This window comes from Mesorhizobium zhangyense, assembly GCF_011045115.1.
GTDB lineage: Bacteria > Pseudomonadota > Alphaproteobacteria > Rhizobiales > Rhizobiaceae > Mesorhizobium_M > Mesorhizobium_M zhangyense.
Window position 1 is genome coordinate 13,430 of record NZ_JAAKZG010000013.1, and the last position, 14,659, is coordinate 28,088.

The window sequence follows — 14,659 nt, forward strand, 5'->3', positions numbered from 1 at the left end:
AGCAGTTTTGCTTGTCCATCATGCCGGGCGGCCGAAGATGCCGGCCGGCTTGACCAGCAGCACGAGCACCATGATGATGAAGATCACGGTGGCCGATGCTTCGGGGTAGAAGACCTTGGTCAGGCCCTCGACCAGGCCGAGCATGAAGCCGGTAATGATCGCCCCCATGATGGAGCCCATCCCGCCGATCACGACGACGGCGAACACCACGATGATGAGGTCGGCGCCCATATTCGGGTTTACCGAATAGATCGGCGCAGCGAAGACGCCGGCCAGCGCCGCCAGCGCCGCACCAAAGCCGTAGGTTAGCGTGATCAGCAGCGGCACGTTGATGCCGAAGGTTTGGGTCAGGGCCGGATTTTCGGTCGCCGCGCGAAGATACGAGCCTAGCCTGGTCTTCTCGATCACGAACCATGTGAGTAGACAAACCGAAATCGATGCCACGATCACCCAGGCGCGGTAGTTGGGGAGGAACATGAAGCCGAGATTCGTGCCGCCCTTGAGTGCCTCGGGAATGTCATATGCCATTCCCGAGGAGCCATAGGTGTTGCGGAACAGGCCCTGGACGATCAGCGCCACGCCGAAGGTCAGCAGAAGCCCGTAGAGATGATCCAGATGGGCAAGCCGTGCGATCAGGAACCGCTCGACGAGCATTCCGAACATGCCGACCGTCAGCGGTGCGATCACCAGCGCGGCCCAGTAGTTGATGCCGAGATAGTTCAGCAGCATCCAGGCGACGAAAGCACCCGTCATGTACTGGGCCCCATGCGCGAAGTTGATGATGTTGAGCAACCCGAAAATCACCGCCAGGCCGAGACTGAGCATTGCATAGAATGAACCGTTGATAAGCCCCAGCACGATCTGGCCGAGCAGCACCTGCGAGGGGATTCCGAAAATATCAGTCATCGCTACACTCCCAGATAGGCTTGAAGCTTCGGGATGTTCGCCTCGACATGCGTGTTTGAGATCATGTCTATGACCTTGCCTTGCTCGATGACGTAGTGCCGGTCGGCGACCGTCGCCGCGAAATGGAAATTCTGTTCGACAAGAACGATGGTGAAGCCCTGCTGCTTGAGGCGGGTTATGATGCGCCCGATCTGTTCGATGATGACGGGGGCCAGGCCCTCTGTCGGTTCGTCGAGAAGGAGAAGATCAGCCCCGGTACGCAGGATACGTCCGATCGCAAGCATCTGCTGCTCGCCGCCGGACAGCTTCGTGCCCTGGCTCGTCAGCCGTTCGCGGATGTTCGGGAACAGGTCGAGCACCTGCTCGCGCGACAGGCCGCCAGCCTTCAAACGCGGCGGCAGCATGAGGTTTTCGTCCACCGTGAGGCTGGCGTAGATGCCGCGCTCTTCCGGCACATAGCCGATGCCGATGCGCGCAATGAGACGCGATGGCAGTCCGATAGTCTCGTAGCCGTTTACGAGCACCGAGCCTTTCCGCTTCGCCATGACGCCCATTATCGACTTGAGGATCGTGGTCTTGCCCGCTCCGTTGCGTCCAAGCAGCGTGACGACCTCGCCGCGCGCGACATCAAGATCGACGCCGTGAAGTACATGGCTTTCACCGTACCATGCCTGCAGCCCGCGCACCTTGAGAGGGCGCTCCGTCTCCACGGCATTTGCCGAAGCGGTCTCGTCAATGGCCATGCGACCCTCCAGTGCCGATATAGGCCTCGACTACGAGCGGATTGCCGGAAACAGTGGCGTAGTCGCCCTCGGCCAGAACCTTGCCGCGCGCCAGAACCGTGATGCGGTCGCAGAGCGATGAGACGACAGAAAGATTGTGCTCGACCATCAGTATGGTGCGGCCCGCCGAAACCCTTCGGATCAGCGAGGCTATGCGCTCCACGTCCTCCCTGCCCATGCCGGCCATGGGTTCGTCGAGCAGCATCATTTCGGGATCGAGCGCGAGCGTGGTGGCGATCTCCAATGCCCGCTTGCGGCCATAGGATAATTCGCCCGCTAGGATATGCCGGAAGGATGATAGGCCGACAGCTTCGAGCAGTTGCTCGACTTGCCCATCCAGCTTCCTCAGCACAGAACTGGACCGCCAGAAATCGAATGAATCCCCACCCTTGCGCTGCAGCGCGATACGCACATTGTTCTGGACGGTAAGCTTGGGAAACACGGCGGAGATCTGGAAGGAGCGCACCAGCCCCTTGCGCGCGATCTCAGAGGCGTTGTCTCGTGTGATATCCTTGCCATTGAAGAGAATGGTGCCGCTTGTCGGGATCAGAAACTTCGTCAGCAGGTTGAAGCAAGTCGTCTTGCCGGCGCCGTTCGGTCCGATAAGGGCATGAATGCTGCCGCGACGAACCTGAAGGTCCACGCCGCCAACGGCCGTGAAACCGCCGAACTGCTTGGTCAGACCCGACGCCAACAGTACTATGTCTGGCTTCATTGACTTGCTGGCCTTCCGAAAGAGCGCTGTGCGCGAGCGGCTTCTTATATTTGTCTGTTTTGTTATCAGGATTCGCGCCGGTATCTGCGGCAGCCATCCGTGCATACATCGAGGATAGGGACCTCATGCCGGGGACGACGTCCTCCTTCCGCCGGCATGACGACCACACTGTGCAAATTAGAAGCTGGGACTATCCCTTGTTCGCCAGTCGCGGACAGCTTCCGAGCGGCTGGAAGGCCTGTTCGCCGGGAACGGTCGAAAGCACCTTATAATAGTCCCATTCGCCCTTCGACTCCGACGGGCTCTTAACCTCCACCAGATAGAAATCGTGGATCATCTGGCCGTCTTCCCGGATCGTCCCGTTGCGCGCGAACATGTCGTTCACCGGGGTTTCTCGCATTTTCTCTAGAACTGCCTGGGTCTCATCAGTTCCTGCGGCGGCGACACTCTTGAGATAATGCAGCGTGGCAGAATAGACGCCTGCCTGATGCATGGTCGGTGCCCGCCCGTGAATCTTCATGAAACGCTGTCCAAAGGCCCGGCTCTCATCGTCGCGATCCCAGTAAAAAGGCGTGGCGAGAAGCATTCCCTTTGTCACATCGAGCCCCAGGGCCTTGATGTCCGTTACGTCGAAGAGAAGACCGAGCAGTTTCTGCCCACCCGCCTGAATGCCGAATTCCGCTGCCTGCTTGACTGCGCTCTGCATGTCGCCACCGGAACTTGCGAGTGCGATGACATTGGCGCCGGATGCCTGTGCCGACAACAGGTAGGACGAGAAGTCCGGCGTTGCGATGGGATTGAGTGCGTGGCCCAGCGACTTGCCGCCGCCGGCTTCGATGGCTGCGGTCGCGTCGCGCTCAAGCGCGTGGCCGAACGCGTAGTCTGTCGTTATGAAGAACCAAGCTTTCTCTCCGCGCTCGACCATGGCGCGGCCCGCGACGTTCGAAAGCGCAAAGGTGTTGTAGGTCCATTGGATGGTGTTCTTGCTGCACGCCTTTCCGGTGATGTCGGATGAACCGGCGCTCGAAAGCAGGACGATCTTGTCTTTTTCTTCGGCTATGGACTGCACCGCCAACGCTATCGGCGAGACGGGAATGTCGAGAACGACGTCGATCCCGTCCTCGTCGAACCATTTACGCGCGATGCCAGCGCCGATATCGGGTTTGTTCTGATGATCTGCACTGACGACATGCACGGAAAAACCGGCAAGTTGGCCTGCCATATCGTCAACGGCCATCTGAGCCGCCACTAGGGAACCCTTGCCATTCGCATCGGAGAATATTCCAGACATGTCCGTCAGGACACCGAGCTTGACCTCGGTATCTCCTGCGTGTCCTTGAACCGGCGACATTGCCGAGAAAATGATCGATGCTGCCAGAAAATGGCCGATTTTCTTCATCTAGATGCTCCTCCCCTTTTGAGCAGAAAATTTGGTTCCCGCCCGGACGACGACCGCCAGCCACGGAATACACCCGCGCACAACACTGACGCTGAGTTGCCGGCGCATCCTGCTGTCGATGAAACGCGGTCGCTGGCCCAGTTTTCCTCCCGGACAGCTCTGTGTTTCCTAGTTGTTTCCCATAGGAAAACTTGAATGTCAACAAGCGCTGATTGCCTGAGGCGAAGGCGCAGTGTCGAATGTAGCGCGATACGCAGAGACGGGGCGCTTACACCTTCCAACTCGGAGGCGGCGCTGGGGTCACGGATTGGAGTTACGGACGAGCGTCTGATCGGCGGCTTCCGACAGGAGAAAGCCGGCATCCAAGCGCTGGCCATCGCAAAAGTGACGCATGCAGGTGTCAGTGCTGAATTCTTCGACCCACCCACGATGCCTTCGCTCTCTGGAGCCAAGGCATCGTGGATGCATTGTGTCGGAACCGTTGCTGCGAGAATATTTCCTGCGCTCCAGCAGTTCTGCCTAGAGCAATTCCAGGAAAAGTATGAAACGGTTTTCGTCCGGAATTTTGTAAAAACAAATACTTAGAGCGGTTCAACGATTCTATAAAAACTGAACCGCTCTAGACTCAAAGATTACCGATCGCGGCCTACTCGACATCGACAGGTTCAACTTCGTCGATTGAATCGCGCTATTCCCCGGCCCTGTGATGCGTCAGAACGCCGAGGTGGATTTGAGCGTTGCCGTGACTGGGCGCCACGGCAACAGATCATGGGGAGTTCACTCAGGCGCGGGTCAACGGCCTGAAATCCAGCTGCCGATGGAAGGTGTAGCTGTAGTTTTCGACCGATTTGACCATGCCGGTGTCGAGTGACGGGTGCCACAGCAGGATGATCGGAATTTCCTCCTTCACCAGTTCGATCATCCGCTTGATGTCGGCGTCATAAACCGCCTGGTCAGTCTCGTAGCGCGTCTTGTCGACCAGTGAGATGAACTCCGGATTCTGGTAGGCTCCAAAATTCCACCGTGTCTCGCCATAATAGAAGACGCGGAAGAAGTAGTCCGGATCCGCGAGGTAAGAAGTCGATCCCTCGAAATAGAAGGGTATCTTCTTCTCCTGCAGGAGTGTGCCCAATTGTCCGGCCGGAACCTTGTCGATGGTGACGCGGATGCCGATCTGGCCGAGTGCTTCCTGCAGCAACAGCGCGACCGGTTCGGCGACCGTCGCCAACGACAGTTCGAACGAAAAGGTCGTGTCGAAGCCGTTGGCATGACCCGACTCCGCCATCAGCGATCGAGCCTTGTCGAGGTCGGTCGAATAGCCGAGCGGCTGCGGGAACTTGGTGGTTTCCGGAGCACCCGGCTTGCCGCCGTAAAGTGCTTCACCCCGGCCGAACAGCGCCGCCTGGAACATGGCTTCATAAGGCAGAGCATAAGCGATTGCCTGGCGCACGCGCAGGTCGTTGAAGGGCGCCATCTGGTTGTTCATGCCGATGAACTGGAAGCTCGATGTCGGCACCCCCACGACCTTCACCTTGTCGTTCTTCAGAAGCTCGATCACGTCCTTGGGCGGAAGATCCTGCGCGATGTCGGTATCGCCCTTGATGAGCGCGGCGACACGGCTTTCGGCCGCCGGGACGGTCTGCCAGAGGACTTGCTCGAAACCGGGGAGTTCGCCCGATTTCCAGTCCGCGAAACGCTCGAACAGGATGCGTTCGCCGACATTGGCCCGCGCTACCTTGTAGGCGCCGCCGCCGGCCGGATTTGCCTTCAGCCATTCCGACGCTAGGGGGTCGGCAGCGGTTGCATGCTGCAGCGCCAGCTTGGAATTGACGATGATCGGGTAGGTCAAGGCAAGGTTTGGCAGTGCGAACCGGTCCGGTTGGGGCAGGTCGACGCGCACGGTGTGAGGATCGACCACAACGAATTGGGACGCTTCTTTCATCGACCCGGTGCCAAACTGGGCAAGGCCGATCGGGCTCGCGACAACGCGGTCGAGCGACCATTTCACGTCTTCGGCCGTAACCGGGCTTCCGTCGTGGAAGACGGCGTCCTTGCGCAAGTGGAAGGTGATGGACTTCTTGTCTTCCGAAACTTCGTAGCTTTCGGCCAGTTCCGGCTGGATGTCGAAATAATCGTAGTAGCCGATGCCGTCGTCCCGCTTCTTGTAGCCGAACTTGACCAGGCGGTCGTAAACATTCCAGGTTATCTGCAGAGAGTTGCGGTTCACGCCGACAGAGAAGCTGTCGAAGGAATTGGCGGCTCCCTCGCTCAGGACCCGCAGGCTATTGGCGCGAGACTGGGCGAACGCCCACTTCGCAGGCAGCATTGTGGTTGCCGCTAGGGCGCTGCCGAATGCCAGGAATTCACGTCGTTTCATCTTGGTCTCCCGTGGATCGATCCGGTCCGGATCCTAGTTCACCCGTCATTCCATGCAGCGTTTCGTATCGCTATGCCGGGAAGGCGGTCGCTGCCGCCACCGTCCCAGTTCAAACCGACGGTCAGTAGGCAACCTTTTCAGCCCCCTTCAGGCCGAGCATCCGCCGCGCATCCGCCGGTGTGGCGATTTCCTTGGTCAAGCCTTCAATTATGCTGCGGATCATCGTGACCTGTTCGGCATTGGATCGCGCCAGGCGGCCGCGCCCGGCATAGAGGCTGTCCTCCAGCCCGACCCGGACATTGCCACCCATGGTCGCTGCCATGGTAGCCATGTTCAGTTGATGGCGTCCGCCCGCAAGCACCGACCATTGATAGGAACCCGCGCCAAACAGGCGGTCGGCGGTTTCCTTCATGAACATCAGGTTTTCCGGGCCGGGACCGATGCCTCCGAGGGTGCCGACGATCAGCTGGAGAAACATCGGCGTCTCGACAAGGCCCCGGTCGAGCATATGGGCGAGGTTGTAGAGGTGGCCTACATCGTAGCACTCGAACTCAAAGCGCGTTCCGCCTTTGCCGAGCGTGGTGAGGATGGTTTCGATGTCGGCGAATGTGTTTCGGAAGATCGCAGCGCGGGAGGCTTCCAGGTATTCCTCTTCCCAGTCGAACTTCCACTTGCCCTTGTACTTTTCGATCATCGCATAGGTGCCGAAGTTCATGGAGCCCATATTGCAGGAGCAGAGTTCCGGCGATGCGGTGGAGGGCGCGAGAAGGCGATCCTCGATGGACATGAAGGTCGACCCGCCGGTGGTCATGTTGAGGATGGCGTCGGTTTCGCTGCGGATCGAGCGCAGGATGTGAAGCCAGATGTCCAGATTCGCGGTCGGACGATGCGTTTCGGGATCACGTGCATGCAGATGAATGACCGCCGCCCCGGCCTTGGCTGCACCGATTGCCTGCTCGATGATTGCATCCGGCGTCGTTGGCAGGAACTCCGACATCGTGGGTGTGTGAGTGGCACCCGTTATCGCGCAGGTGATGATGACCCGGTTGCGGTCTGCTTTGTCGATGGTGCTCATTCCGTATACTCCAGTCCGCCGCAGATTTGCATCACCTGTCCGGAGATGGGCCGGCCGGAGGGACCGGTCAGGTAGACGACCAGCGCCGCGATTTCTTCTGGTTCAACCATGGTTTTCATTGAGACGGCGCGCAGGGCGATGGCTGCCATTTCGTCGTAGCTGACGCCGCGCGTCTTTGCGCGATCGGTGAAAACGCGCTTGATCCGGTCGCCGGAAACGACGCCGGGCGCAATGGCGTTGACACGGATCTGGTCCGGACCGAGTTCGACCGAAAGCGCGCGGGCGAGCGCGATGACCGCGGCCTTCGAGGAGGCGTAAGGCGAGCGCAGGCCGAAGGCGTATTTCCCGGCGACGGAGGCCATGCAGACGATCGAACCGGACTGGTTCTTCTTCAGGTGCGGGATAACAGCGCGAGCCATGAAGAACTGGCCGTTCACATTGACTTCGAAACAGCGCTTCCAGTCTTCGGTGCTGATCTCCTGAACGGGAGCGGCCGGGCCGGCGATGCCGGCGTTGTTCACCAGGATGTCGAGCCCGCCCATGTCGGCCGTAGCAGCCTTGACGAAGGCATCGCAGGCGGCCGGGTCCGCCACGTCACAGACCATGGTGTGTATGCCCGGCAATTGCGCCTTGGCTTCAGCGAGCCCGGATTCGGTGATGTCGCAGATCCAGATCTTTGCGCCCAGATCGTGCATCGCCTGCGCAATGCTCAGGCCAATACCGCTTGCGCCGGCAGTGATGATCACCCGCTGGTTGGTCCAATAGTCTGCACTTGTCATGTCAGTTTCCGATACTCCAGTTCAGGTGGCTCGAAAGCCCGCACTTCGGGCGCTTCGCCCTTTAATTTTTCCACGAAAACAACGGTTGTGTGGGCTGTCGGCCCCTGCGCCAGGCGCGAGGTGGGCTTGTCGAGCGTGAGCACATTGACGTTGCCGTGGCGATCAAGCCCATCGGCATCGAGATCAAGCCAGGCACCGGTCGACATCTGCAGCACGCCCGGAGCCACATCGTTGCTGAGAATGGCGCCGCCGAGACAGGAGCCTCGCGCGGAACGGACGAGAATGACATCGCCGTCGCGAATGCCGCGCTTGCCGGCTTCCGATGGGTGGAGCCGGGCCGGTTCGCGCCCGCTGATCTTGCCATCACGGGAATGCCGGCCGAGATCGAGCTGGCTGTGCAGCTTGCGCGAGGGCTGGTTGGAGATGAGATGCAGTGCCCCTTCCGGCGCATTGCCCAGCCACTCGGCCGGTTCGAACCAGGTCGGCTGGCCCGGGCAATCGTCATAACCGAAGCCTGCCACGCGCTCCGAGCGGATTTCGATCCGGCCGGACGGCGTTGGAAGGGGATGAGCTAACGGATTGCGGCGGAAATCCTGCATGAGCGCCTTGGGCTCGATGCGAGGCTCGAACCGGTGTTCGCCCATCTCCCAGAATGTCTCGAAATCCGGCAGATTGTAGCCATGACGCACGGCCACGGTGACGCTTTCGCCATACATATGCCGCAGCCAGTCCATGTCGTTGCGGCCTTCGGTGAACTGCTCGCCGAAGCCGAGTTCGCTGCTGACCATCGCCAGGATGTCATAGTCGTTGCGCGACTGGCCGACCGGCGCCAGCACCTGTTTCATCGCCACCAGATGCGGCTCGGCCTTGGCGATGCCGAGGTCGTTGCGTTCGATCGGGAGGGTGCAGGGCAGGATGATATCGGCATGACGGGCGATAGCGTTCCACAACGGTTCCTGCACAACGACGAGGTCGGGCTTTTTCCAGACACGATGGAGCCGTTTCAGATCCTGCTGGTGGTGGAATGGATTGCCACCGGCCCACCAGATCAGGCGGATGTCGGGATAGACATGGCGCGCGCCATTGTAGTCGAAAGGAGCGCCCGGATGTTCGAGCATGTCTCCCAGGCGCGCGACCGGTATGAACCGGCGGACCGGGTTCGAGAATTGGGGGAAGGCCGGCCAGGAAAATGGCAGCGGTGCGTTACCCACGCGGTTGGCACCCGCATAGCCGGTTCCAAAGCCGCCGCCGGGCAGGCCGATCTGTCCGAGCATGGCCGCCAGTGTCACAAGCATCCACACCGGCTGTTCGCCATGATCTGCCCGCTGCAGTGACCATGACAGCGACAGCATCGTGCGGCTCTTCGCCATGCGCCGCGCCAGGTCCCGCATGAGATCGGACGAAAGACCAGTGATGGCGGACGCCCATTCCGGCGTCTTCGGCACTCCGTCGGTTTCGCCCAGGAGATAGGCGCGGAATGAGCCGTAACCGACGGTGTGGCTGTCCAGGAACGCGCGGTTTGCAAGTCCCTCGGTATCGAGGACATAGGCGAGGCCGAGCATCAGTGCGACGTCGGTGTTCGGGCGCGGTGCTATCCATTCGGAATCAAGTGCTGCGTCGACGTCGTCCCGCAAGGGGCCGATGTTGACGAAGCGCGTGCCGCTTGCGCGAGCGGCGCGAAGCTGGTCGCGAACCCGGTGGCGGCTGACGCCCCCTGCGCTGACCTGCGTGTTCTTCAGCGGCAGCCCGCCGAAAGCCACGAAGAGCTCGGTGTGGCCGACGATCAGCTCCCAGGGCGTCTGGTTGTCGGCCATTCCGTCCTGGCTGCCGATGATGTGCGGCAGGACGACTTCGGCCGCGGCGTGGCTGTGGGTGTTGACGGAGCGGACATAGCCGCCGGCCAGATTGAGGAAGCGATGTATCTGGCTTTGCGCGTGGTGGAAACGACCGGCGCTGGCCCAGCCATAGGAGCCGCCGAAGATGGCCTCGTTGCCGCTTTCGGCGATGATCGCGCGCATGTGCTCTGCCAGCACCCGAGTGGCGTGCTCCCACGATGTCGGCACGAAAGCGTCCTCGCCGCGCGCCGCGCCGCCGTCGCCGGCAAGATAGCCGCGACGGATCATCGGCTGCTCGATGCGCATGGGGCTGTGAACGGCGTCCAGGTAGTTGTCGCTGATATGCGAATGGTTGGGGTCGTCCTCCGATGGTGACATCGCGACGAGCCGACCGTCCTCGACGACCGGGTACGCGATGCCCCAATGGCTGAGCGTCGCGTTCATGCCGGATCGATCTCGGCGATGCCGCCGTCGAGAACCGGACTGTCCCGCTCGACGGTGCGCGCCGCGAACCGTACATTGCCGCCATCGTGCCAGCAGGAAAGCGTCATGCGCTCTCCGGGATAGAGCGGGCCGCTGAACCGAGCCGCGAAACGGGTCATGCGTGCGGGGTCCCCACCGCAGAACTGCGTCAGGATTGCGTGGCAGACGAGACCGAATGTGTTCGCGCCGTGCATGATGGGCCGGTCGAAACCGGCTGCGCGGGCAACCTGCGGCACGACATGCAGCGGGTTGAAATCCCCCAATAGCCGAAAGAGGAGCGGCCCGTCTGCGCGGCTTTCGATATCGAAGGTCCTGTCCGGCTGTGCTTCGGGATTGCGGATCATCTCGAAGGTCTCGCCCCGGTTGCCGCCGAAGCCGCCGCCGCCCATGGCGACGAGATTGGAATAAGACGTGAAGAGGGTGTCCGCGCCATCGAGGATTTCGGTCCTCAGCAGCACCATCCCCGGCCGGCCCTCGCCCTTGTCGGTTACCCCGGCTACTGAAGGACGGATGGTCAGCCGGCCTGAGGGTGCGAAAGGCTTTCGCATTCGCAGGTCGAGCCCGCCATGCACGACTGTCGCAAGATCGATGCCTGCCTCGGGCAGCCAGGAATCGTCAAAACAGAGGTCCTGACCAAAACTCGGAATGACCTTGAGTGCGTCTTCATAAACGAAGGCGAGATCGCCGCGTGCTCCGGCACCGCAGCACAATGCATAGAGCATGGCGTCGCGCTCGCTGTAGGTAGCCTGCCGCTCAGGCATCCTGAGTGCGAGAACTTTGTCGGGGTCGATCGCCAAGCCGAAACCTTCCTGATCCCAATAGTCGACCAAACTTTGCACCTTGTTTCGAGAATTGCAACAGGGTGCCGAATATTGAAACGATTTTCTTGGGCGAGTTGCTTCAGGCAACGGCAAGCCTGCCGCCCGCGGCGCAGTATCGATGTCGGATGCTGACGCTCGGATCGCTAGGTGCGAAAGCCGATCTGCTCGGAGAACCGTCGCGCGACTTCCGTCACGTTCTTCATGAGCCGCGGCATGGCCTTGGGTGCAAGACGGAAGGTGGGAAGGCTGATGCCGATCGCGCCATATGCGACGCCGTCCGTTCCGATCACCGGCGCTGCCACGCCCGATACGCCTTCGCGATATTCGTCGATGCCGACCGTAGCACCGCTGTGGCGAGCTTCATCGATATCGGCGCGCAATGCTTCAACGTCGGTGATCGTCTTGTCAGTGAAACGGATCAGTTCGAGATCCGTCAGCTTCGGTTCCAGCTCGGCCATCAGGAACGCCTTGCCGAAGGAAGAGGCGTGAACCGGCGAGCGGCTGCCCAACGGTGCTATCGCCTGCAGGTGCTGCGCGCAATCGACCTTTTCCACAATGATGACATGCGGTCCGTCGCGACTCGTCAGAAGGGCAGTCTCTCCCGTCGCGTCGACAAGCTCCTGAAGGTAGGGTCTGGCGGCCGCGCGCAGATCCTGGCGGTGGAACGCGCGGACACCGATTTCCCACATCCGTGTCGTCATCATATAGCGCCCGTTGGGCTCGTCTTGCGTGACGTAACCCAGCTGCGACATGACTTCTAACATGCGGAAAGTGGTGCTTTTGTTCATTGCGGCGGCTCGTGACAGCTCTGCCATGCGCACAGGTGCATCATAGCTCGACAGAAGCTCAAGTAGTGTGAGCGCCTTTTCGACAGTGCCGCTCATGACTATTCCTCCGCCACACCGGCCGACTCAATCATCGACCATAATTTGCTCAATTATTCGAAAATCCTCCTACATCGACCGGGCTTTGCAGGACAAGTGTTTCACGGACGCTTGGGTTCCACTGCCTCGACCGCGCCGCCGGAGTTCTTCCAGTTTGTGAAGCCGCCCTCGATATGCGCAACCGGAGCGAGGCCCATCTCCTGGGCGGCCTGCGTCGCAAGCGCCGAGCGCCAGGCGGACGCGCAATAGAAGACGAAGGTCTTGTCTTCCTGGAAGACCGGTTTTGCGTAGGGGCTTTGCGGATCGATCCAGAATTCGAGCATGCCCCGCGGGCAGGAAAAAGCGCCGGGAATCTTGCCCTCGCGCTGCAGCTCACGCGGATCGCGCAGGTCGACGAACACGACGTCGTCCCTGCCATGCATCGCAAGTGCCTCGTCCATGCTGAGTGTTTTGATCCTGGCGTTGGCTTCCGCGATCATGTCCTGGACCGGTCTGGTGATGTTCGACGGCATGGTTCCAGGTCCTCGCTTGATCAAGACTGTGCCGATCATTTTGTCGGCGTTGATCGCACTATACCCGCATTGACAAGTTGTGCAAATTGATAAAACGTGGTGTCAAATATTGAAACGTTCGGGCGCCGTGGGGACGGGGACCCAAACACGGAGTGCCAGAAGCGTGTCTCTTTCCTACACCGATGACCAGCGGATGATTGCGGACGGCGTACGGGCCTTCGTCAATCAGGAACTCATGCCGCACGAAGCACTCGTGGAGGGGAAGGACCAGGTTCCTCCGGACCTGTTTGCCGAGCTTAAATCCAAGGCCATCAAAGCCGGATACTACGCCCTCAACATGCCCGAGGAACTCGGCGGCGGCGGGCTGGGGCAGTCGCTGCGCTCGGTGGCCGAGATCGAATTCGGCCGCACCACGAGGGCGCTGTCGATTATCTGCAACCGTCCCGCGCCAATCCTCAAAAGCTGCGTCGGCGACCAGGTCGAAACCTATCTGAAGCCAGTCATCAGCGGGGAGCGCTGGGAGTGCTTCGGGCTGACCGAGCCGGGGGCGGGTTCGGACGCGCGCCAGATCTCGACCAGGGCGGTTCGCGACGGCGACGACTATGTGATCAACGGCGAAAAGATTTTCATCACCATGGCGATGGTGGCTGACTTCATCATCCTGTTCGCGGTCACCGGTGTGGACGAGACACCCAAGGGACCGCAGAAGCGGATCACCTGCTTCCTCGTCGACAAGGACCTTCCGGGTGTTTCGGTGCGACCGCTCGAACTGGTCGGCAATCGTGGATTCAAGTCCTGTTCCATCGCCCTGGAGGACGTGCGTGTTCCCGCGCGCAACATTCTCGGCGAAGAGGGTGGCGGTTTCGCCATCGCCAAGAGCTGGATCTTCTCGGGCCGTATCATGCTTGCTGCCAATATGGTCGGCCTTGCAGAGCGCGCGATGGGGATCGCGGCAACTTATGCCAACACCAGGCGCGCCTTTGGCAAGACCATCGGCGAGTTCCAGGGTACTTCGTTCAAGCTGGCCGACATGGCGATGGACATCCAGGCGACGCGGCTTCTCGTGCTGGACGGCGCCGCCAAGCTCGAGGCCGGCACGATCACGCAGCGTGAGGCCTCGATCGTGAACCTGTTCGGATCCGAGATGGCAGGCCGGGTCACGGACAACGCTCTCCAGATGCTGGGTGGAATGGGTGTCTCGAAGGAATGGCCGATCGAGCGCATGTGGCGCGATGTCCGCGTCGAGCGCATCTGGGAGGGAACCTCGGAGATCCATCGCGACCTGATTTCGCGCGACGTCCTGCGGGAGTTTCGCGTATGAGCCGCGTCAGGACCGAGGTAAAAGGCGAGGTCCTGGAGATTACGCTCGACCACGCTCCCGCCAACGCCATAGACCAGAAGGCGAGCCGCGATCTCGACGCCGCGCTAACGCGAGTAAACGAGGATCCGTCGCTGCGGGTTGGCATAGTCACCGGCGCCGGCGAAAGGATGTTTTCTGCCGGGTGGGACCTGAAAGCAGTCGCCGCCGGGGAAGATGGCGAGGATTTCGGGCCGCACGGTTTCATGTCGCTGAACCGCCACGACCTCATCAAGCCGATAATCTGCGCCGTCAACGGACTGGCGGTCGGCGGCGGCTTTGAGTTCGCTCTTTTCGCCACCCTGGTCATCGCGGTGCCTGAAGCCGAATTCGGGCTGCCGGAGCTGCAGCGCGGCTTCATCCCGGAAGCGGGCGGCCTCTGGCGGGCCCACCGTCGCCTGCCGGTCAACGTCGCTTCCGACCTCCTGCTGACGGGCCGTCGGATGACTGCCGAGGAGGGGCTTCGCCACGGTTTCATCAACCGGATCGTTACGCGTGAAAAGCTGATGCAGACCGCACACGACATGGCCGCCCAGATCATTGCCGGTGCGCCGCTGGCCGTGGCGGCACTTCTGGAGGTAACGCGCGAAGTCGAGAGCCTGTCCGATCGCGCGGCTTTCGAGCGACTTTATGCCGGCCTTCCGTGGCGCGACCGGCTGCGCACCTCCGAGGACTACAAGGAGGGACCACGCGCCTTTGCGGAAAAACGCACTCCACGCTGGACAGGAAAGTAA

General features: G+C 60.9%; 13 protein-coding genes. 2 read left to right on the top strand and 11 right to left on the bottom strand.

Annotated features, from left to right (window positions below; all coding sequences use genetic code 11):
• Window positions 1-18 precede the first annotated feature (18 nt).
• The 11 genes from G6N74_RS23480 to G6N74_RS23530 all read right to left on the bottom strand — a co-directional run bounded on the left by G6N74_RS23480 (window position 19) and on the right by G6N74_RS23530 (window position 12,568).
• Complete coding sequence (locus G6N74_RS23480) at window positions 19-906, bottom strand: branched-chain amino acid ABC transporter permease (protein ID WP_165120438.1); 888 nt, start codon at window positions 904-906, stop codon at window positions 19-21.
• 2 nt (window positions 907-908) lie between these two features.
• Window positions 909-1,649 carry an ABC transporter ATP-binding protein gene (locus tag G6N74_RS23485; protein ID WP_165120439.1) on the bottom strand — a complete coding sequence of 247 codons (741 nt, stop codon included), beginning with the start codon at window positions 1,647-1,649 and terminating at the stop codon, window positions 909-911.
• Window positions 1,639-2,403: an ABC transporter ATP-binding protein gene (locus G6N74_RS23490; protein ID WP_165120440.1), complete on the bottom strand. Its 765-nt coding sequence runs from the start codon at window positions 2,401-2,403 to the stop codon at window positions 1,639-1,641. Before G6N74_RS23490 ends, G6N74_RS23485 begins: the two co-directional genes overlap by 11 nt.
• A 190-nt stretch (window positions 2,404-2,593) precedes the next feature.
• Window positions 2,594-3,802, bottom strand: a complete 1,209-nt coding sequence (locus G6N74_RS23495) for an ABC transporter substrate-binding protein (RefSeq protein WP_165120441.1) — start codon at window positions 3,800-3,802, stop codon at window positions 2,594-2,596.
• A gap of 781 nt (window positions 3,803-4,583) precedes the next feature.
• Window positions 4,584-6,179 (bottom strand): ABC transporter substrate-binding protein, encoded by a 1,596-nt coding sequence (locus G6N74_RS23500; RefSeq protein ID WP_165120442.1) that lies wholly within the window; start codon window positions 6,177-6,179, stop codon window positions 4,584-4,586.
• A 121-nt stretch (window positions 6,180-6,300) separates the two neighbouring features.
• Window positions 6,301-7,254, bottom strand: coding sequence for a 3,5-dioxohexanoate:acetyl-CoA acetone transferase (kce, locus tag G6N74_RS23505; protein WP_165120443.1), 954 nt, complete (start codon window positions 7,252-7,254; stop codon window positions 6,301-6,303).
• Window positions 7,251-8,033, bottom strand: a complete 783-nt coding sequence (locus G6N74_RS23510) for an SDR family oxidoreductase (RefSeq protein ID WP_165120444.1) — start codon at window positions 8,031-8,033, stop codon at window positions 7,251-7,253. The genes kce and G6N74_RS23510 overlap by 4 nt, the downstream gene beginning before the upstream one ends.
• Complete coding sequence (locus tag G6N74_RS23515) at window positions 8,030-10,312, bottom strand: molybdopterin-dependent oxidoreductase (RefSeq protein WP_165120445.1); 2,283 nt, start codon at window positions 10,310-10,312, stop codon at window positions 8,030-8,032. Before G6N74_RS23515 ends, G6N74_RS23510 begins: the two co-directional genes overlap by 4 nt.
• Window positions 10,309-11,181, bottom strand: coding sequence for a MaoC family dehydratase (locus G6N74_RS23520; RefSeq protein WP_165120446.1), 873 nt, complete (start codon window positions 11,179-11,181; stop codon window positions 10,309-10,311). Before G6N74_RS23520 ends, G6N74_RS23515 begins: the two co-directional genes overlap by 4 nt.
• A gap of 134 nt (window positions 11,182-11,315) precedes the next feature.
• Window positions 11,316-12,056 (bottom strand): IclR family transcriptional regulator, encoded by a 741-nt coding sequence (locus tag G6N74_RS23525; RefSeq protein WP_165120447.1) that lies wholly within the window; start codon window positions 12,054-12,056, stop codon window positions 11,316-11,318.
• Between the two features lie 101 nt (window positions 12,057-12,157).
• A complete protein-coding gene (locus G6N74_RS23530; RefSeq protein ID WP_165120448.1) occupies window positions 12,158-12,568 on the bottom strand; it encodes a rhodanese-like domain-containing protein in 411 nt (136 codons plus the stop codon).
• A 163-nt stretch (window positions 12,569-12,731) separates the two neighbouring features.
• Here G6N74_RS23530 and G6N74_RS23535 point away from each other — a divergent pair, with 163 nt between their 5' ends.
• Both G6N74_RS23535 and G6N74_RS23540 read left to right on the top strand, forming a co-directional pair.
• Window positions 12,732-13,889 (top strand): acyl-CoA dehydrogenase family protein, encoded by a 1,158-nt coding sequence (locus G6N74_RS23535; RefSeq protein ID WP_165120449.1) that lies wholly within the window; start codon window positions 12,732-12,734, stop codon window positions 13,887-13,889.
• Complete coding sequence (locus G6N74_RS23540; RefSeq protein ID WP_165120450.1) at window positions 13,886-14,659, top strand: enoyl-CoA hydratase-related protein; 774 nt, start codon at window positions 13,886-13,888, stop codon at window positions 14,657-14,659. The genes G6N74_RS23535 and G6N74_RS23540 overlap by 4 nt, the downstream gene beginning before the upstream one ends.